This window comes from Natronobeatus ordinarius, from assembly GCF_024362485.1.
GTDB classification, from domain to species: domain Archaea; phylum Halobacteriota; class Halobacteria; order Halobacteriales; family Natrialbaceae; genus Natronobeatus; species Natronobeatus ordinarius.
Map to the genome: position 1 here is coordinate 2,605,073 of NZ_CP101456.1, position 16,922 is coordinate 2,621,994.

Below are 16,922 nucleotides of genomic sequence, written 5' to 3' on the forward strand. Positions count from 1 at the left end.
TATCACGGCTCGAGGTTGCGTACGTCACCCCTTCCGAACGATAGCCCGTCGCTACTCGTGTCCGTTCGCCGAACCCTCTCGTGGAACTGAAAAATGATTGATGCGTAGGGTCGTGCAACGCCGGGCCATGTCGAACGTCGACCGGCGGCACTTCGTTCTCGCGACGGCGGCGGCAGTCACGGTCGGCCCGGTGGCCGGGTGCCTCACCGGGGCCGAGGATCAACCTGTCAGACAGGTCGAAGACCGAGCCGTCGAGGAGTGGGAGCTGACGGCCGACGAGGGGCCGTTCAACACGTACGCTGACGTCCGTACGACCGACGACGGCTCCCTCCTCGTCGGAACGGCCCGAGACGACACCGGGCCGGCGGTGGCGACGGCGACGAAGCTCACTCCCGGCGGCGACGTCGTCTGGGAACGGCGCTACCCCTCCCCCGACCAGCTCGAGGCACTCGAGGACGAGGTCGTCGGCCCGATCCCGGAGGACGGCTTCGCGTTTTCGCTGCCCGCCGACGACGGCTTCCTGCTCGTCGGCTGGACCTACTACGACGGCCCTGCCGTCTACGTCAGCCGGCTCGTCCGCGTCGACGAGCACGGCGAGGTACGCTGGGAGCGATCGTTCGCCAGCCTCGAGGACGCCTCCGCCTACAGCTACCTCGCCGACGGCGTCGTGACCGACGACGGCTACCTGCTCTGTGGCATCGAGTCCCCGGGGATCATGCTGGGCGGGGGCGGCTGGCTCGTCTCGGTCGCGGCCGACGGCTCGCTGAACTGGTTCGAGCGCATCCCGGCGACCGAGCGCGACCTCGCGGAGACGGTCAGACAGGACGTCTTCACCGGGATCGTGCCCGTCGACGACGGCTACGTGCTCTCGGGGCACTACGAGCCGCCAGAGGGTGGCTCGCGGGCCTGGGTCGTCGGCATCGACGAGCGCGGCTCGGTCCGGTGGGAAGACGACGTCGCGCTCGAGACCGCCGGCCCGACGCGGGCGAACGACCTCGCGGTGAGCGACGAGGGCGTCGGCTACGACCTCCTGGTCGTCGGCTCGGCAGGGGCCGTCTTCGACGCCCGGGCGCGCTCGAGGGCAGCCATCACTCTCGAGGGGGACGGCTTCGTCGCCGCGTACACTGCCGACGGCGATCGACGGCAGTTCAGGGAACTGGACGGGACGCCCGCGTTCAGCGTGGCGCGAAGCAGCCGCGGGCTCGTCGCCGGCGGCGCTCGAGCGGGGCGAGCCTGGGTCGGAACGCCGGATCGAACCGACTTCGAGGCCGCCGACTCGAGCGTCGTCGCGTCGCTCGCGACGGCCCACGAGGGCGAACTGGTCGCGGCGGGGAACCGGATCGACGGCGACCGCGTCGACGCCTGGGCGCGCCTGATTCGCTCACTCGCGGCCGAGCCGGACGATCGGAACGACGAAGAGCCGAAAGCCGACCCCAGGGAGTGGACGTTCGACTTCCTCGACTGTGAGACCGTTCGCGTGACCGGCGACGTCGCCGACGTCCTGTTGAACGTGATCTGGTGGGAGGAACCCGACGAGGACCTGGTCGGGACGATCAGCGAGCCGGTCGGCGGTGTCGAAGGCGAACGGACGATCGCCGTCACCGAGGAGTTCGGCGAGTTTCCCTTCGGGCCCGTCCTCACGAGCGTCGAGGCGTTCGCCGAGGGGACGCCCGTCGTGCCCGGCGGCGGCGACGTCGTGGTCGAGAACCCGCAGGGTGAGGAGTGTCAGGCGGCGATCCTCGAGACGTTCGACGGGGAGAGACACGACACGTCGATGGGGTGATGTTTACGACCGATTTCACCGCCTGATGCGTCGATCTGCACCGATGCAAGCCGATCACCTCGTCGAGGGACGACGATCGAATCCTTGACGACTGGCCGCTGTCAGCGCGCCTCTCTGCCAAAGGATTTCAATCGTGAGCCCCCTACGTACACCATCATGTGCTTCGATCGGGAATGCGTGTGGCAACGCGAGCGACGGCGAACTGAATCGACTCAGCGATCTGTTCGAGGCGGACACGTCGGTTATCACCGAGACCCCTCTCGATCGATCGGGGCTACGGGTCGTCGATGCTGAACCCGATCCACGTCGACGCAATCGTCGACCTCGCCTACGGGGTGTTGATCGTCCTCGCAATTGTCTTGATCGTGACGCTCGAGTTCGGCATCGGGCTCGCCTTCGGGCTGGGGGTCTTCTCGGCGTACGTCGTCCACGTGGTCTGGAAGATGGCCCGCTTCGATCCTGACTGGATGACGCAAGCGGTCGAGGAAACGGTCGAAGAGACCGTCGGTGAAACGGTCGAAGAGACTATCGGTGAAACGGTCGAAAAGCAGGTCAAAGAAGTCCAGGCACAGGTTCAGGCCGTGGATGAACGCGTCGATCGGCGTCCCCGGGAGGACGAAGTTGAAGAGATCATCGAGGACTCGACCGAGAACAAATCAGACCAGTAGACGGCTGAGGGCTTCCGTCAACGAACGATCGGACCCGATATCTGAGTCGGACACCGTCTCGGCGACGTTCCCGACCAGCAATCGGCCCACTGCGCGGTCTCGATCTACGTCGTGGCTACCGATCGTGTGGGCGCGCGGTCGAAAGCCGGTTCGGCGCGTTCGGACGCAGCTTCGCTGCTGTCCTCGAGCGTCTGCCCCACCGCATCGTCCATCCTCATCGATGGGACGCCACCGACGTGGAGGACGGTGAGGTCGGCGTCGGGATGGGTATCTGCGGAGCAGGCGCAAGATCACGGCTACCCACCCCCGAGCGTAACCCGTTTACCCCCGAGGCCGATACCATCAGCCAGTGACCGACGACCGTCTTCCCCCGGACCAGGACGCGAGTGACGACCGCACTGACGACCACGTCGACGACCCAGCCGCAGACGATTCCGCGGCCGACGACCCCGCTGCCGATGGCGACGAAGACGTCCCGATCTCCCTCTCCACCTTTCACGACGTCTGCCAGCGCCAGGGCCGCCCCGTCGTCACCGCCGGCGCCGTCGCGCGCGAACTCGAGTGCACCCACGAGGTGGCGAGCGAGGCCCTCGAGGCCCTCGCCGAGCGCGGCGACGTCGAACGGCTCGCCGTCTCGGCCGACCCCGTCGTCTGGTACCCGAGCGAACTCGAGGACCTCACCGACCGCGAGCGCGTCGTCGTCTTCCCGAAGCGCCGGGAGATCGTCGTCGACCGGCCGGATCAGTTCACCCGCGCGCAGCTGTCGTCGTTCGCCCACCTCGCGGACGCGAACGGCGAGGGCGGCTACCGTTACGTCGTCCGCCCCGAGGACGTCTGGAGCGCCCCCCACGAGTCGTTCGACGCACTCGTTCGCACGATGCGCCAGGCGCTTGGCCAGCGCTCGCCCGAACTCGAGACGTACGTCGAGAGCCAGTTCGACCGCGCCAACCAGTTCCGGCTGCGCACCCACCCCGACGGCTACACCGTCCTCGAGGCGGAGAGTCCGGCGGTGATGGGAAACGTCGCCCGCCAGAAGCTCGACGAGGAGCACGTCCACGCGCCGATCTCCGAAACCGAAGACTGGGTGCGCGAGGGCTCCGAGGCGGCGATCAAGCGCATCCTCTACGAGGCGGGCTACCCCGTCCAGGACGAACGCGACCTCGAGCGCGGCGAACCGCTCCCGATGGAACTCCACCTGCGCCCGCGCGAGTACCAGCGCGAGTGGATCGACCGGTTCGTCGAGGGCGGCGAGGGCGTCTTCGTCGGGCCGCCAGGGAGCGGGAAGACGGTGGCTGCGATGGGTGCGATGGCCGAAGTCGAAGGCGAGACGCTCGTGCTCGTCCCCAGCCGCGATCTCGCCCGCCAGTGGGAGGAGAGCCTCCTCGAGTATACCAGCCTCGGGCCCGACCAGGTCGGCCAGTACCACGGCGGCCGCAAGGAGGTCCGTCCGGTGACGGTCGCGACCTACCAGATCGCCGGGATGGACCGCCACCGCTCACTCTTCGACGACCGCGAGTGGGGACTGCTCGTCTTCGACGAGGTGCATCACGTGCCGAGCGACGTCTACTCGCGCAGCGCCCGCCTGCAGTCCCGCCACCGGCTGGGTCTCTCCGCGAGTCCAATCCGGGAAGACGACCGCCAGGCCGAGATCTTCACCCTCGTCGGCCCGCCGATCGGCACCGACTGGGAGGCGCTGTTCGAGGCGGGCTTCGTCGCCGAACCCGAACTCGAGATCCGGTACGTGCCGTGGGGCGACGACGAACAACGAAACGCGTACGGATCGGCCGACGGACGCGAGAAGTACCAGATCGCGGCCTCGAATCGCGGGAAGATCGACGAGATTCGATTCCTGCTCGCGTCCCACCCCGGCTCGAAGGCACTCGTCTTCGTCGACTACCTCGAGCAGGGCCGGGAGCTCGCCGACGCCCTCGACGTTCCGTTCCTCTCCGGCGAGACGCCCCACCACGAGCGCCGGCGGTTGCTCGAGTCGTTCCGCCGGGACGAACGGGACCTGCTCGTGATCTCGCGCGTGGGCGACGAGGGAATCGACCTGCCGACGGCCGACCTCGCCATCGTCGCCTCGGGGCTCGGCGGTTCGCGCCGGCAGGGCACCCAGCGAGCGGGCCGGACGATGCGCCCCGCCGGCGGCGCGCTCGTCTACGTGCTCGCGACGCGCGGCACGCGCGAGGAGGACTTCGCCCGCCGACAGCTCCAGCACCTCGGCCGGAAGGGGCTGACCGTCAGGGAACACACCGTCGATCGGTAGCCCCCCCTCACCACCCCACGGGAAGCGGCGGCGCACCCCGAGTCGCGCCGGAGCGTCAGCGACGGCGCGCCTCGACACCGCTGCGCCGCCGGGGAGGCGTGGTGGACTCACTCTCGAGCGGGGGCCGAGCGATGCGAACGGCTCCGCGAGGAGCCGTGAGCCCGCGAGGCCCGCGCGAGAGGGGCAGCCCCTCGTCGCGTTTCGTGCGATCCGGAGCTGTCGACACCATCCATCCGGTATCGAACGGCGGCCACACCGGTAGACGACTCGAGGTGTTCGAGGCACGACTCGAGCGACCACGCCGCTCGAGTCACAGAAAGCTCACCGAACACTCACCGAACACTTACCGAAAGCTCACCGAAATCTCACCGAACACTCACAGCGGCCGCGCGACGATCCCGAGGTGGTCGGCGTGGTAGGGCTCGAGTCGGCGCGCCTCGAGCACCTCGTAGCCGTCCTCGAGTTCGGCCCGGACGTCCGTGAAGACCGCGTCCGGGTCACGGGTGACGTCCTCGCTTCTGGCTTTGATCGCGACGAGCAGCCGGCCGTCGTCGGCGAGGAAGCGGCGGTTCTCGAGGGCCACTCGGGCCTGTCCCCGCGTGGCGACGTCCTGGACGATCGCGTCGGCTCCGGCCTCGACGACGTGCGCGTACGTCTCGGGCTTGCGGGCGTCCGCGAGGAGGGGGAACAGCCGCGGGCGCGAGTCGGCGGCCTCGAGCAGATCGCGGGCGGGCCGGGCGGCGAACTCGACGGCGTAGGTCGGCCCCGCAAAGTCGGCGACGTGGCTCACCGTCGTTCCGCTGGCGGCGCCGAGGTAGAGGACCGTTTCGCCGCCCTCGAGGCCGGTGTCCATCCCCAGCTCGAACATCGCGCCGAGCTTCGAGCGGTTCGGATCCCAGGCGCGCCACTCGCCGTCGGTTGGCTCGCCGTACACCGGCTCGCCGCGCGTCACGAGTCGCTCCCGGCCGTCGATCTCCCGGCGCTCGACGCCCGCAGGGAGCTCGGCGTCACTCATCGTCGCCACCCCCGTTCGAGTCGTCGGCTCGCGCCTGGATCGTCTCGATGCGATCTGTGAGTTCGGCCTCGAGTTCCGGGCGGTAGTCGCCCGAGTAGTGGTCGATCCTTGCACCGATGGCGAGCTTGCCGGCGAGGGCGCGCGCCGCCGAGCCCCGATCCTCGCGGCGCGTTCCGCGAACCGCGTCGTGGGTGTAGATGATCCCGTGTTTTGGCGAGGGGGCGTGGCCCCGGAGGTGGGCGAACAGGGCGTCCTCGGCTCCGAGCACCTGGATCGTCCCGCTGGGTTTCTTCGCGAGGGACTCGAGCCCACCGGCGAGCGAGAGCAGCCGCGCCGCGAGGACCGGCCCCGCGAGCGCGGCGAGGTTGGGTGCGACGTCCGGCGCCCGCGTCTCCACGTACTCGCGGAGGTCGTCGGCCTCGTCGGCGAGGTCCGCCACGCGGGTCGCGAGCGAGACGAGGGGTTCCTGGCCGGGCTCGGGAGCGCGTGCAGCGAGGTCGTGGGCGTACTCGAGGCCCACCTCGGCGTCGGGATCTACGGTGCCCGCCCACTCGGCGAGCCGTTCGGCGAGTTCGTTCGCCGTCCGCCGGCAGTCGTCCATGGCCCGCACCGCGTGGACCAGCTGGCGGTCGTCGGCCCGCTCGCGTTCCTCGACGGCCGCTCGAGTCGCCGCCGTGGTCGCCGCCTTCAGGGTATCGTAGTACGCCTCCTCGTCGGCCGCGAAGCCGGCTTCGACGGCGAGCCGGGGCCACGCACGTGGCTCGTCCGCCGAGTCCTCGCGGACAGCGGCGGCGAGCGCCTCGAGGTCGTCGGGGTCGCCGGCCGCGAACCATGCCTCGGTGTCGGTCATGGCCGTCCGTTCCCGCCGGGAACGATTAAAGGCCGCGTCTTCTCGACTGTGACACGTTCCCGCATGGCTGGGGAACCATTATGTAACCACGTGCAAATGTTGTGATCGAACGGTCGCGCCAGCACGCGACCACGACCAACCGATGACCCGTACCACGCACAATCGCACCCTCGCCCGCGCGCTCTCGAACGCCGGGAATGGGTCGCTCGTTCCGAAGCCCACGATCGGGCTCGGGACGATCGTGCGTGGACGGGGCTCCCGGTATCCGATGTCCGTCCGCGCCGCATAGGTCCTTTCTCCGGCCGGACGGGTTGTTCACCGCGGTCGTCGCTTCTGGTTCGTGGGTCGTGCGTTTCGACCCGGCCAGTGTGCGACCGGCGCTGACGTTCGTTCGGCCAGACAGGACTGTGCGGTGTGCGGGGACACCCCCGCGGTGTACACCGCCGGTCGGCGGTGTGGTGGCCAGCAGGCGGGCGCCGGCCCGCCCTCGAGTTCGATCCTCGACGGGGGAGTCATGGCACGACAGCCACGAGCCGTCGACGCGACGCTCGTCGTGCGCGTTCCCGTGAACGCCGCCGGCAGCCTCGCAGACGGCGCTGCACGTACCGTCGAACGAATAGATGCGGTCGAACGCGTCGAGCAGGCCGAGATCTGCGGCCTCCAGCCCGGCCTGAACGACACCGTCGTCGACCTCTGCGCCCGCGTGACGCTGGTGGGCGAACGCGGCGAGGACCTCGCCGTGGTGAGACGGACGCTCGAGGCCGGCGTCGGCGTCCACGACGTCGACGGCCTCGAGGCCGTCGAGCCCGACGGCCCACCCGCGGGCGGTGAGGTCGGCGTCGTGTAGCGATCCTCCGAGAGGTGACGTTTCAAGACGGTGGCCTCCGTACCCTCAGATATGTACGACGACGTACTCGTCGCGACCGACGGCAGCGAGGTCGCCACGGACGCGGTGCTGCAGGGAATCGACGTCGCACGAGCGGTCGACGCGACCGTCCACGTGCTGTCGGTCGTCGACGACGCCGACCGCGAACGACACGAAGGGTACGTCGAGGCGACCGCGACTGAGGCCACCGACGCGGGACTTACCGTCGAGACGGCCGTCCGCGAAGGCCGCCCCTCGAGCGAACTCCTCGCCTACGCCGAGGAGGCGGACGTCGACCTGGTCGTGCTCGGGACCCACGGCCGGACCGGGCTCGAGCAGGTACTGGTCGGCAGCGTCGCCCTCGAGGTGATCCGTGACTCGTCCCGACCGGTGCTCACGGTCGGGGGCGGCGTCGCCGATGTCCCGCGGCCGATCGACGACGTGCTCGTCGCGACCGACGGCTGGTCGGGATCTGGCGGCGCAGTCGAGCACGCGCTGGCGCTCGCGTCGGCGTTCGACGCCCGCCTCCACGCCTTCTACGCGGTCGACGTCCAGTCAAACGCGCCGGAGGTTCGCGAGTCGTTCGACGAACACGGACGGAGAACGACGGCCGAGATCGCCGAACGCGCCGAGGAGTCGGGACTCGAGGCCACGCGAACGGTCGTGCAGGGAGAGCCACACGAAAAGATTCTCGCACACGCCGACGAGAGCAGCGTGGACCTGATCGTGATGGGGACAGAGAGCAAGTCGACGCTCGGACGGCTCGTCGTCGGCAGCGTCTCCCAGCGGGTCGTCCCGAACGCGAGGGTGCCGGTGCTGACCGTCCGGACACTCGAGGAAGCGTAGCGCGTCAGAACGCGTCACCGACGGGTGGTGACCGCTCGGTGGCACCGTTCGATGAGCACGCCGGTACTACTGCGTGGCGGTGACGACCGGTCGATCGCTGTTCAGGATGATCGATTGAGCGACGCTCCCGAACAACGCCTTCCCGGTTCGCGACCGTTTCCGAGGGGCGATGACGACGTACCGAGCGTCGTGTTCGTCGGCGTACTCGACGAGTCGTTCGGCTGGTTTTCCCAGTAGCCCGACCGCCTCGAACGGTACCTCGAGCTCCTCGGCCGCCTCGGCGGCGACGTCCCGTGCGAACTCGCGAATTCGATCCATCTCGACCGGTTTTCCGCTCTCTTCGACGTTCGCCAGGTTGCGGTCGGCGAATTCAGAGCGAGTCATCACGTGGACGACGTGAACAGGTTCGCCGAACGCGACTGCCAGTTCGGCAGCTTCCGCGATGACGGTGCTGGCGCGGTCGGATCGGTCGACTGCGGCGACGATTGCCATGCGCTCACTGGTCTTGGATACGGTATAATGATTGTCCCCGCTGACGACCGCGCCCGCAGCGACGGCCGTAACGGTGTCCATTCAGGTGAACGATTGGCCGAGGACGGAGGTCCGATACTCGTTCTCGACCATCGCGCGATCAGGATCGTTCACGATCATCGGCAGTCGCTAGTCGGTCCAGGCTCGTCCGCAAGCGCGATCAGTCGTCTTCGGTTCCTCGATGCCAGACGTTCGTCACGGACTCTCCGTTCGGAGGGGTGTGACTGACGTCTTTCATAGTCTGCGTTTTCATCGTGATACACGGTACCGACTCTCTCGTATATGGGTGTTTCGGAGAATGTGTATTCACAGTATTATGTGTTAATATACCACGTGGCGAGACGCTCGAGTCGAGTTCCGGTCGGCTGCGTCGTCACCGCCTGGCTCGGCGTTCGTTCCGACCGATCACTGATTCACAGTGTCACCAGTGCCAGAATCAAAACGAGAGTATTAACCCCGTTCGCTAACGAGTGGTCTGTATCGACAATGACCTGGCTTCGCGCGCTGGCCGCCGCCGGCCTCTCGGTGTTCTTACCCGGGGCAGGTCACGCCCTGCTTCGCGACTGGGTTCGTGCCCTGTTGTTCGCTGGCCTGTTCGTCTCGGCGCTCTACGTCTTCTTGCCGACACAGCAGCTGTCGGCAGCCGGCTCGATGGCGGCCGCCATGGACGTCGCGACGGCCGAACTCTCACGGATCGACCGGTTCGTCCTCTCGTTTATCGTCGTGTTCGCCGCGGTCGACGCCGGCTTCCGGGCGATGGGCTTTTCCTCCAGCGCCACCGGCGACGGCGACGGCGCCTCCTGCCCTTACTGCGGGAAAGAACTCGATGAAGACCTCGAGTTCTGTCACTGGTGTACGGAGCCTCTCGTGCCGGAAGCCGACCCAGAGGCCGAAGAAGACGCGCTCTAGCGTTATTTTTCGATGATCGACTCCTCGACCGCCTCGCCGAAGTGTCGAGCCGTGTCCTCGTAGTAGATTCTGAGTTCGTCGCCGGCCTCGAGATCCGTCACCGCCGTTCGGCCCTCGACAGTGGCGACCTTGATCGTCTCGGCGTTCTGGAGCAACGTCTCGATCCGATCGCCGTCGGCGGTCTCGAGGGCGACCCGGAACATCGGCCGTTTCTCGATCTTGACCCGACCGACGATCGCCTCGCGGGTGTGCCCCTCGAGGTCGACCACCTGGACTTCGTCGCCGCTCTGGAGTTCGGCGAGGTACTTCGTGCCGCCGTCGGGCGTCCGAACGTAAGCGTGGACGGCACCGGCGTTCACCCGGAACGGTCGGGAGGCGACGTACGGCGACTCGGCGGTCTCGGCGTGGACGAACACCAGTCCCCGACTCATGGAGCCGACGAGCATCCCCTCGTCGTGCTCGAGTAAGTTCCCCGTGTCGACGCAGACGCGGTCGCCCGATCCGGCTCGCTCGATTTCGACCACTTCGGCGAACTGGAGGTCGAGCGTCTCGCGTTCGGCCGCGTCGCGAACCTCGACCGTCCGGCGGATCTCGTCGGGATCGTCGGCGTCGAGCAAGACGGCGTCCGATCCGATCTCGAGGGTCTCGAACGCCGTTTTGGCCTCCTCGGCGCTCGTGACGCCCGCGACGAGGTCGGTCTCCTCGCCGATGCGCGCGATCAGGTTCTCGAGGGGGATGATCGCCCAGTCCTCGCCGACGACGATCGTGTGGTCCGCGTCGACGGCGGCAGCCTCGGCGAATGCCTCGTACTCTTTCGCGAGAATTCGAACGTACGCGCCGGTGTCGGTCTCGCTCTCGCGCCGGATCGTCGAGAGGTCGGCCGACCCCGAGTAGTCTGAGGGGAGATCGATCGTGCCGTCGCCCTCGCCGTCTTTTCCGACGACGACGGCGTCGGGTCGTGCGTTCGGTTCGTCTTCCTCGGCGTCGTCGATCACCGTCACGTCGCCGTCGGTCCGGAACGCGGCGACGTTGATCTCGCCGAGTTCGCGGACGCGAGCGACGTCGTACTCGTCGACCAGCACCCAGTCGGCGCCCGCCTCGAGCGCGGTCGTGATCCGCGCCCGTCGGGTGTCCCAGTCGCCGACGCTATCGTCGGCTTTTATCCAGACTGTTCTCGTCATAGCTCGACCGTCGAAGGGAACTGGCTTGAACGTGGCGGTTGACCTCCTCCCCCGCGTGAACGCGGGGGAATCCCACCATGGGATTTCAGGCCAGGCGTAGCGGCCCTAAGGTTTTAAGACGCATTCGTTCCATGCGTCACCTGCTGGGGTTCAGCATCGTCATCAGAACTCGGAGAGTTCTGATTGGCTCGAAAATCGCCGGACGATTTTCGAACGGCATGGCTGTCTTGTGGCCCGGTCAATGAGGCCCCATCCGTAGCCGAGTCATCGTCACCAGCCTTCTGCCGGGGAGCCCGGTCGTTTTGGCGGTGGCTCTCTCCACTACGGTAGCGGTCTGCAATGTTTATCGCCCCGTTCACATCGGCTTGGTACTCACCGACCCAACAGTCGGCGTTCGAGCAACGGAACGTTGCCTGTCGTGGTCGGTAGCCGTGTTCGCCGCAGGCGTGGCATGCTTTCGAGGTGTTCTGGGGATTCACCGTCTCGACGGGGATTCCCTTTTCGGCGGCCTTGTACCGAATCTGTGCGTGGAGCTTCGCAAAGCCCCACCCGTGCAACCGCCGGTTCATGTACGCGCCGTAGTCCATGTTCTCACGGATATACGTCAGGTCTTCCAGTACCAACACTGGATTGTCGACGGACTCGGCGTACTCCACGACCTCGCGGGTCACACAGTGGACCACGTCATCGATCTGGTCCCACAGTGCGTCACCGTAGGACTCTGCAATTCGCTCACTACCACGCTTCTGAAGCCGCCGCGTAGCGGTGAAATAGGTTTTGCGGAGCCGACGAACAGCCTTGCCGTCGTCGGCCCACAGTTTGGGGCGAACCGGAGAACCGCTCTCGTCGCGGTGACACACCGTGACGAGACTCGCTTCTCCGATGTCCACACCGATGGGCGTCCGCTCGTTGGCAGACGCCGCAGACTGTTCCTCCACGTCGCGGGTGGCGGTGACGTGGAGATACCACGCCCCATCCCGCTTGAACAGCCGACTTTCACCCATCTCGGCATCACCAGCGTACACTGCTTCCAGCCAGTCTCGCTGATCTGGATTGACGTGTGCCGGGATCCAGAGGTTGTAATCGTCGTGGTGAGGGATTTTGACGTACCACTCGAGGGCGTTCTGTGGCTTGTGGTCGAGTTGGACGCCTTCGTTGGTGAACTTCACCGGGTGGTCGTCGTGAAGTTCGTCGGCGTCGTAGCTGCCGCCACAGAGTTGTGGGACGTACTTCTTGAGGGCGTTTTTGGCGTAGCCGGAGAGGTCGTACTCGACAACAACGTCATTTGTGGCCGACTGCGAGGCGCAGTCGGCGTCGAAGGCTGCCTGAAGTGCCTGCTGATATGCCTCGCGGGTCTCACAGAGCTTGCGCTCTTTATGGGCATTAGGGTTGACGAGGCGCAACTCCAGGGTCTTCGTGACTTCAGGCATCCGTTCTGTATCCATCACTACGGCTCGGGGAACCATATACGTCAGCCATGCGGAGTGAAAGTAAACGAGGGAAATCCACCCAGCGTCACTACAAAAACGGGGCCGTCTCTGCCTATCGCTCGACCTGCGCCTGGAGACGCAGGTATGCGCTAGCAATCCCTATCATGCAGGGATCGTCAGGGCCGCCGGAGCCCGGTCGTCGGTTCGGTCACCCGCTGATCGACTCGAGGTACCCCTCCCGCGTGATCGTGTACCGGACGGCGTCGACCGGCTCGTCGACGGCCGTCGTCCACCAGTTGCGCAACAGGCAGTCCCGGCCCCCGCCGAAGCGGTCGGCGTAGCGCTCGACGGCCCGAATCGACCGTTCGTTGTCAGCTCGCACGGGCACGGCGACGAGTTCGAGGGCGAGCCGGGAAAACGCCAGCTCGAGCAGGGCGGCGGCGCGCTCGCCCGAGTAGCCCCGACCCCAGAACGGTTTTCGGAGCCAGATGCCCAGCTCACCCGTCCGCTTCTCCCAGTCGATCCCGAGGCCGCAGGCGCCAGCGATCTCGCCGGCACCCGGTTCGGACTCGTGCGGTCGAATCACGTACTCCGCTGCCGTCCGCTCCGACCAGGCCGTCTCGCGGGACTCGAGAAACGCCAGCGTCTCCGTCGGCGTCGCGTGGGGGTCCCACGGAACGTACTCGGTGACCGCTTCGATTCCCGGATCTGACGAACAGATCTCGTAGTAGGCGAGTGGATCGACCGTCTCCGTCGACAGCCGCTCGAGGACGAGCCGCTCGGTCTCGATTCGCTCGGGGAACATCGATCAGTCGACGACCGTCACGGTCACGTCCGTGGGGGTTTCGGCCCACTCCTCCTTCGAGACGCTGTAGCGGTAGCAGTCGACCGGCTCGCCGTCGAAGACGTGCCAGTTGCGCAAGAGGCCGTCCTGGCCGCCGCCGTGGGCTTCCGTGTAGCGCTCGATCGCCCGGTTCGACCGTTCGTTGTCCACGTGTGCGTCGGCGACGACGAGCTCGAGGTCGAGTTGCTCGAACGCCAGGTTCATCAACGCCGCCGCGCGCTCGCCCGAGTAGCCCCGGCCCCAGAATCGCTTCCGGAGCCAGACGCCGAGTCCCATCGTCCGCTTCTCCCAGTCGACGCCGACCCCCGCGTCGCCGGCGATCTCGCCCGCGCCGTCTTCCCCCTCGCGCGGCCGGATCAGGTAGCTGGCGCCCTCGTTCGCCTCTCGCCGTTCCGCGGCACCCTCGAGGTACTCGAGGGTCTCTTTCGGCGTCGCGTGGGGATCCCATGTGACGTACTCCGTGATCGCCTCGATTGCCGGATCGGACGAACAGATCTCGTAGAACTCGAGGACGTCCACGGCGTCGGGGCCGAGTGCCTCGAGTCGCAGCCGATCCGTCTCGATTCGTTCGGGGAACAGCTCGCTCATGGACCAACCGACGGACGGCGGTTCAAAAACGATACTGGACGTGTGCCATCGGCTATCACCCTCGGCGTGGATCGACGGTACGCTTTTCCTGATAGAACGTGAGTGTCTAGCATGGGCCTCCTCGAATCGATCCGCAGCGCATTCGAACCGGCCGATACGGCCACCGAGACCATCGTTGGCGCCCACTGGTGTGACGACTGTTCGGTCCGAACCCCCGTCTACGACGAGCGATCCACCGACGGGGAACGGCCGCCGTGTCCGGACTGTGGCGACCCGATGCGCTTCGAGCGGTCGCCGGACTCCGGTTCCTGCGCCTGTTGAACACCACACGACAATCCAGCGACCGAGAGCCGGTGCTTGCGCGTTCAGCCTCGAGCCCGTTCCTGCCAGCAGTCTTACGTATAAGAACGATGTCCGAACTCACGATCCCCGACGAGGCCGACGAGCCGGAGACCAGGGAACTCGTCCGCAAACACGTAGCCGTCGGCGACGAGGTCCAGATCGGCAACAACGAGCGCGGCGGCGGGAGCAAGCTCACCGTGACGGGCGAGGTGACCGGGATCGAGTCCGGCTCCGTCGAACTCGACGGCCACCCCCCGGACGGCAAGAGCGTTCGATACGACCAGATCGAGACCGTGACGATCGTTTCCCGGAGCTGACCCGCGTCTCGATCGAGTCTGTGCGACCCAGGAGCGACCCGTGGGCGGTGACGCCGGCTGACCGTCACAGCGATCGATGACATAAAGCGTTCCGACCGCGACAGCGGACTGTCGCCGTCGAAACCCCCTTTCGGGATGACGACGAACGACGACCATGGCGACCGTCAGCGCCGGCGCACGACTCCACGTCGGCTTCCAGAACCTCTCGCTCGCCCGCGACCGCCTCTACGGCGGGCTCGGCGTCGGCCTCGAGGAGCCGCGGGTGACCGTCACCGCCACGCCCGCAGCCGACGTCGTCGCCGACGACGACCTCCTCGAGCGCTATGCGAGGCGGGCGGTCGACGTTCTCGACGTTCCGGGTGTCGCCGTCTCGATCGAGAGGCGCCTCCCGCGCCACGTCGGCCTCGGCAGCGGCACGCAGCTCGCGCTGGCGACGCTCGCCGCCGTCGCTCGAGCGCACGACCGCGAGCCACGGGTTCGCGAGCGGGCGCCCGCGATGGGCCGAGGTGGGCGCAGCGGCGTCGGCGTCGGGACGTTCGAGGGCGGCGGCTTCGTCGTCGACGCGGGCCATCCGACGGGGCGGTTCACGACCGCCCGGCCGGCCGACGGCGACTGGACGGTTCCGGCGGTCGTCGCCCGGCATCACCTCCCCAACGAGTGGCGATTTCTCGTTGCGCTCCCCGAGGCCGAGCCCGGCCGGAGCGGCGACGACGAGGACGAGAGCATCCGGACGGTGATCGAGCGCGCCGACCCCACCGTCGCCGACGAGATCGCCGGCCTCCTCACCCGGAAGCTGCTCCCGGCGGCCGCGGAGGGCCGACTCGAGGCTTTCGGCGAGGCGATCGGCGAGATCGGCCGCAAGAACGGCACGTGGTACACCGATGCCCAGGGCGGCGTCTACCGCCCGCCAGCGGGGGAGCTGATCGACGCACTCGAGGGCTGTCCCGTTCTCTCCGGCGTCGGCCAGTCCTCGTGGGGGCCCGCGGTGTACGGCGTCACCGACGCCACCCACGCCGAGGAGGCGCGAGAAGCCGCCCGGGACGCGCTCGAGGCCTGGGGGCTCGCCGGCGAGGTCGTTCTCTCCCCACCTGCGAGCGAGGGGGCCCGGATCGAGGACCGGTCGGGAGCCGGGCGTTTTTGACGGTCGACGACGTACGGGCGGGGCATGCAGTTCTGTGACGACTGCGGCTCGATGATGAAAGCCGAGGGCGACCGCATGGTCTGTACGAACGACGACTGCGCCGGCTCGAGCGAGCGCGACCGGGCTCGAGAGGCGGCGTTCGTCACGACCGAAAAGCAGTCCGACGAGGAGCTGATCGAAACCGAGGAAGGGGCTGACTTCGAGGGGAAGCCGATCGCCACGGACGTCCGCTGTGAGGAGTGTGGGAGTACGGAGGCGTACTACACCTTCCTGCAGACGGCCTCGGCGGACGAGCCGCCGACGCGATTTTTCAAGTGTACCGAGTGCGGGAAGCGCTGGCGCGGCTACAACTGAGGGGGGTTACCGTCGATCCTCGTATACCTCTGTGAGACAAACATCTGGTATGTTGGGTTCGGCGTACAAGATCCAGAGTATCTCTCTAGGGTTCATATAGAACGAGTCGATTATGTCATATTCAGGAGATGTTCAAAAGAATTGATAAGGCGGTTTCCGATGAACTTGGCCTCTCTCGAGAGTATCTTTCTCCAATCATCACGCACGTCCTCCTTGTTATCGGGATTTTATTTTTCAACTGGAGTGTTATCGAAATAGTCCTCCTCTACCTAATCGAGATCGCAGTCATCCACGTCCTGTTCGTAACCGTAGCGCTGTTTGCGGCACAACCGATAGAAGGCCATGACGGCGACAAATGGCAGAGAGAACCGACCCCAATTCGGCTCGTTCCGCTTCTCCCACCGGTGTATGATCGAAATGTTGGAATGGTTTTAAAATACATGTTCGTTGGAGCGATCTATATTCTTCCGTTCATGCATGCCGTAGTCCAACTCACAAACCAGAGTATACCCTCGCTGATTTCGTCGACAGTTGCTCTTGCAATACTCGCCATTTGTATCACTCAGCTGTTGCGTGCCTGGCAACAGTTCCTTGCGGATCAGGCATATCAAAACCGGTCGCCAGCAGAAGCGATCAAAGTCGGACTGTGGCCAATTCACGAACTCCTCGTTACCGTCTTATTCGTATTTGTACCTGTTACTTTCATACTGGTGGCTGCTGCGTTTGCAGTAGACGGTATCGAGTCACAGACTGTCGTATTATTGGTATATGTGATCCCTATCGGCGTTGCCAGGGTCTGGCTGCAGAACGGTGGATTGACTGTGACGCTCCCCTACGAGCGATAACCCGGCCGGTAGAGCTGCCTATTTTCGGTCGACTGTCGTAACCTGTCATGACCGCGCGCCGCTGTCGGACGAGACGCTTCACGACGCAGAACACCACACCACAGCCGACCGACAGCACTGCGACCTGGTAACCAACGTTTTGGTGGG

20 protein-coding genes and 1 pseudogene are annotated in these 16,922 nt (G+C 66.5%); 12 read left to right on the top strand and 9 right to left on the bottom strand.

Going from position 1 to position 16,922, the window contains the following annotated elements; genetic code table 11:
* The first annotated feature begins 127 nt into the window (after window positions 1-127).
* Window positions 128-1,783 carry a hypothetical protein gene (locus NMQ09_RS13300; RefSeq protein ID WP_255191069.1) on the top strand — a complete coding sequence of 552 codons (1,656 nt, stop codon included), beginning with the start codon at window positions 128-130 and terminating at the stop codon, window positions 1,781-1,783.
* Between the two features lie 287 nt (window positions 1,784-2,070).
* Window positions 2,071-2,451 carry a hypothetical protein gene (locus tag NMQ09_RS13305; protein WP_255191070.1) on the top strand — a complete coding sequence of 127 codons (381 nt, stop codon included), beginning with the start codon at window positions 2,071-2,073 and terminating at the stop codon, window positions 2,449-2,451.
* Here NMQ09_RS13305 and NMQ09_RS13310 read toward each other — a convergent pair.
* Window positions 2,440-2,723, bottom strand: a pseudogene (locus tag NMQ09_RS13310) (hypothetical protein); the annotation flags it as partial. The gene NMQ09_RS13305 and the pseudogene NMQ09_RS13310 sit on opposite strands and share 12 nt — an antisense overlap.
* 77 nt (window positions 2,724-2,800) lie before the next feature.
* On the opposite strand from NMQ09_RS13310, the gene NMQ09_RS13315 reads away from it, so the two are divergent.
* Window positions 2,801-4,717 carry a DEAD/DEAH box helicase gene (locus tag NMQ09_RS13315; protein WP_255191071.1) on the top strand — a complete coding sequence of 639 codons (1,917 nt, stop codon included), beginning with the start codon at window positions 2,801-2,803 and terminating at the stop codon, window positions 4,715-4,717.
* Between the two features lie 376 nt (window positions 4,718-5,093).
* On the opposite strand, the gene NMQ09_RS13320 is transcribed toward NMQ09_RS13315, so the two are convergent.
* On the bottom strand, window positions 5,094-5,732 hold the full coding sequence (locus tag NMQ09_RS13320; protein WP_255191072.1) for a fibrillarin-like rRNA/tRNA 2'-O-methyltransferase: 639 nt from the start codon (window positions 5,730-5,732) through the stop codon (window positions 5,094-5,096).
* The gene (locus NMQ09_RS13325; RefSeq protein ID WP_255191073.1) at window positions 5,725-6,582 is read right to left on the bottom strand and encodes an NOP5/NOP56 family protein; all 858 of its coding nucleotides are present in this window, start codon (window positions 6,580-6,582) and stop codon (window positions 5,725-5,727) included. Before NMQ09_RS13325 ends, NMQ09_RS13320 begins: the two co-directional genes overlap by 8 nt.
* 142 nt (window positions 6,583-6,724) lie before the next feature.
* On the opposite strand from NMQ09_RS13325, the gene NMQ09_RS13330 reads away from it, so the two are divergent.
* The 3 genes from NMQ09_RS13330 to NMQ09_RS13340 all read left to right on the top strand — a co-directional run bounded on the left by NMQ09_RS13330 (window position 6,725) and on the right by NMQ09_RS13340 (window position 8,293).
* A complete protein-coding gene (locus NMQ09_RS13330) occupies window positions 6,725-6,871 on the top strand; it encodes a hypothetical protein (protein WP_255191074.1) in 147 nt (48 codons plus the stop codon).
* A gap of 225 nt (window positions 6,872-7,096) precedes the next feature.
* Window positions 7,097-7,429 carry a hypothetical protein gene (locus NMQ09_RS13335; protein WP_255191075.1) on the top strand — a complete coding sequence of 111 codons (333 nt, stop codon included), beginning with the start codon at window positions 7,097-7,099 and terminating at the stop codon, window positions 7,427-7,429.
* A gap of 51 nt (window positions 7,430-7,480) precedes the next feature.
* Window positions 7,481-8,293, top strand: a complete 813-nt coding sequence (locus NMQ09_RS13340; protein WP_255191076.1) for a universal stress protein — start codon at window positions 7,481-7,483, stop codon at window positions 8,291-8,293.
* A gap of 66 nt (window positions 8,294-8,359) precedes the next feature.
* On the opposite strand, the gene NMQ09_RS13345 is transcribed toward NMQ09_RS13340, so the two are convergent.
* Together NMQ09_RS13345 and NMQ09_RS21230 are read right to left on the bottom strand one after the other, a co-directional pair.
* A complete protein-coding gene (locus NMQ09_RS13345; RefSeq protein WP_255191077.1) occupies window positions 8,360-8,785 on the bottom strand; it encodes a universal stress protein in 426 nt (141 codons plus the stop codon).
* 199 nt (window positions 8,786-8,984) lie between these two features.
* Window positions 8,985-9,077 (bottom strand): DUF7989 family protein, encoded by a 93-nt coding sequence (locus NMQ09_RS21230; protein ID WP_486637568.1) that lies wholly within the window; start codon window positions 9,075-9,077, stop codon window positions 8,985-8,987.
* 233 nt (window positions 9,078-9,310) lie between these two features.
* Between NMQ09_RS21230 and NMQ09_RS13350 the strand changes: the two genes are divergently transcribed.
* Window positions 9,311-9,733, top strand: a complete 423-nt coding sequence (locus NMQ09_RS13350) for a zinc ribbon domain-containing protein (protein ID WP_255191078.1) — start codon at window positions 9,311-9,313, stop codon at window positions 9,731-9,733.
* Window positions 9,734-9,735: 2 nt separating this feature from the next.
* Here NMQ09_RS13350 and NMQ09_RS13355 read toward each other — a convergent pair whose 3' ends face one another.
* The 4 genes from NMQ09_RS13355 to NMQ09_RS13370 form a co-directional block, all read right to left on the bottom strand.
* Entirely contained in the window at window positions 9,736-10,914 is a 1,179-nt protein-coding gene (locus NMQ09_RS13355) for a 3-dehydroquinate synthase II (protein WP_255191079.1), read from the bottom strand.
* Window positions 10,915-11,027: 113 nt separating this feature from the next.
* Window positions 11,028-12,344 carry a transposase gene (locus NMQ09_RS13360; RefSeq protein ID WP_255194594.1) on the bottom strand — a complete coding sequence of 439 codons (1,317 nt, stop codon included), beginning with the start codon at window positions 12,342-12,344 and terminating at the stop codon, window positions 11,028-11,030.
* Window positions 12,345-12,552: 208 nt separating this feature from the next.
* Complete coding sequence (locus tag NMQ09_RS13365; protein WP_255191080.1) at window positions 12,553-13,149, bottom strand: GNAT family N-acetyltransferase; 597 nt, start codon at window positions 13,147-13,149, stop codon at window positions 12,553-12,555.
* 3 nt (window positions 13,150-13,152) lie between these two features.
* Window positions 13,153-13,767 carry a GNAT family N-acetyltransferase gene (locus NMQ09_RS13370; RefSeq protein WP_345781299.1) on the bottom strand — a complete coding sequence of 205 codons (615 nt, stop codon included), beginning with the start codon at window positions 13,765-13,767 and terminating at the stop codon, window positions 13,153-13,155.
* 120 nt (window positions 13,768-13,887) lie between these two features.
* On the opposite strand from NMQ09_RS13370, the gene NMQ09_RS13375 reads away from it, so the two are divergent.
* From NMQ09_RS13375 to NMQ09_RS13395, 5 genes are all read left to right on the top strand, one after another.
* Entirely contained in the window at window positions 13,888-14,097 is a 210-nt protein-coding gene (locus tag NMQ09_RS13375) for a hypothetical protein (protein WP_255191082.1), read from the top strand.
* Window positions 14,098-14,186: 89 nt separating this feature from the next.
* On the top strand, window positions 14,187-14,435 hold the full coding sequence (locus NMQ09_RS13380; protein WP_255191083.1) for a hypothetical protein: 249 nt from the start codon (window positions 14,187-14,189) through the stop codon (window positions 14,433-14,435).
* Window positions 14,436-14,589: 154 nt separating this feature from the next.
* Complete coding sequence (locus NMQ09_RS13385; protein WP_255191084.1) at window positions 14,590-15,576, top strand: beta-ribofuranosylaminobenzene 5'-phosphate synthase family protein; 987 nt, start codon at window positions 14,590-14,592, stop codon at window positions 15,574-15,576.
* Between the two features lie 24 nt (window positions 15,577-15,600).
* Window positions 15,601-15,930, top strand: coding sequence for a transcription factor S (locus NMQ09_RS13390; RefSeq protein WP_255191085.1), 330 nt, complete (start codon window positions 15,601-15,603; stop codon window positions 15,928-15,930).
* Between the two features lie 128 nt (window positions 15,931-16,058).
* Window positions 16,059-16,775, top strand: a complete 717-nt coding sequence (locus NMQ09_RS13395) for a DUF6498-containing protein (RefSeq protein ID WP_255191086.1) — start codon at window positions 16,059-16,061, stop codon at window positions 16,773-16,775.
* Window positions 16,776-16,922 lie beyond the last annotated feature (147 nt).

Excerpts from the sequence above, each read along its gene's own strand:
- NMQ09_RS13300 (WP_255191069.1), top strand. The coding sequence starts at position 128 with ATGTCGAACGTCGACCGGCGGCACTTCGTTCTCGCGACGGCGGCGGCA.
- NMQ09_RS13305 (WP_255191070.1), top strand. The coding sequence starts at position 2,071 with ATGCTGAACCCGATCCACGTCGACGCAATCGTCGACCTCGCCTACGGG.
- NMQ09_RS13320 (WP_255191072.1), bottom strand. The coding sequence starts at position 5,732 with ATGAGTGACGCCGAGCTCCCTGCGGGCGTCGAGCGCCGGGAGATCGAC.
- NMQ09_RS13325 (WP_255191073.1), bottom strand. The coding sequence starts at position 6,582 with ATGACCGACACCGAGGCATGGTTCGCGGCCGGCGACCCCGACGACCTC.
- NMQ09_RS13330 (WP_255191074.1), top strand. The coding sequence starts at position 6,725 with ATGACCCGTACCACGCACAATCGCACCCTCGCCCGCGCGCTCTCGAAC.
- NMQ09_RS13335 (WP_255191075.1), top strand. The coding sequence starts at position 7,097 with ATGGCACGACAGCCACGAGCCGTCGACGCGACGCTCGTCGTGCGCGTT.
- NMQ09_RS13340 (WP_255191076.1), top strand. The coding sequence starts at position 7,481 with ATGTACGACGACGTACTCGTCGCGACCGACGGCAGCGAGGTCGCCACG.
- NMQ09_RS13345 (WP_255191077.1), bottom strand. The coding sequence starts at position 8,785 with ATGGCAATCGTCGCCGCAGTCGACCGATCCGACCGCGCCAGCACCGTC.
- NMQ09_RS21230 (WP_486637568.1), bottom strand. The coding sequence starts at position 9,077 with ATGAAAACGCAGACTATGAAAGACGTCAGTCACACCCCTCCGAACGGA.
- NMQ09_RS13350 (WP_255191078.1), top strand. The coding sequence starts at position 9,311 with ATGACCTGGCTTCGCGCGCTGGCCGCCGCCGGCCTCTCGGTGTTCTTA.
- NMQ09_RS13355 (WP_255191079.1), bottom strand. The coding sequence starts at position 10,914 with ATGACGAGAACAGTCTGGATAAAAGCCGACGATAGCGTCGGCGACTGG.
- NMQ09_RS13360 (WP_255194594.1), bottom strand. The coding sequence starts at position 12,344 with ATGCCTGAAGTCACGAAGACCCTGGAGTTGCGCCTCGTCAACCCTAAT.
- NMQ09_RS13365 (WP_255191080.1), bottom strand. The coding sequence starts at position 13,149 with ATGTTCCCCGAGCGAATCGAGACCGAGCGGCTCGTCCTCGAGCGGCTG.
- NMQ09_RS13375 (WP_255191082.1), top strand. The coding sequence starts at position 13,888 with ATGGGCCTCCTCGAATCGATCCGCAGCGCATTCGAACCGGCCGATACG.
- NMQ09_RS13380 (WP_255191083.1), top strand. The coding sequence starts at position 14,187 with ATGTCCGAACTCACGATCCCCGACGAGGCCGACGAGCCGGAGACCAGG.
- NMQ09_RS13385 (WP_255191084.1), top strand. The coding sequence starts at position 14,590 with ATGGCGACCGTCAGCGCCGGCGCACGACTCCACGTCGGCTTCCAGAAC.
- NMQ09_RS13390 (WP_255191085.1), top strand. The coding sequence starts at position 15,601 with ATGCAGTTCTGTGACGACTGCGGCTCGATGATGAAAGCCGAGGGCGAC.
- NMQ09_RS13395 (WP_255191086.1), top strand. The coding sequence starts at position 16,059 with ATGTTCAAAAGAATTGATAAGGCGGTTTCCGATGAACTTGGCCTCTCT.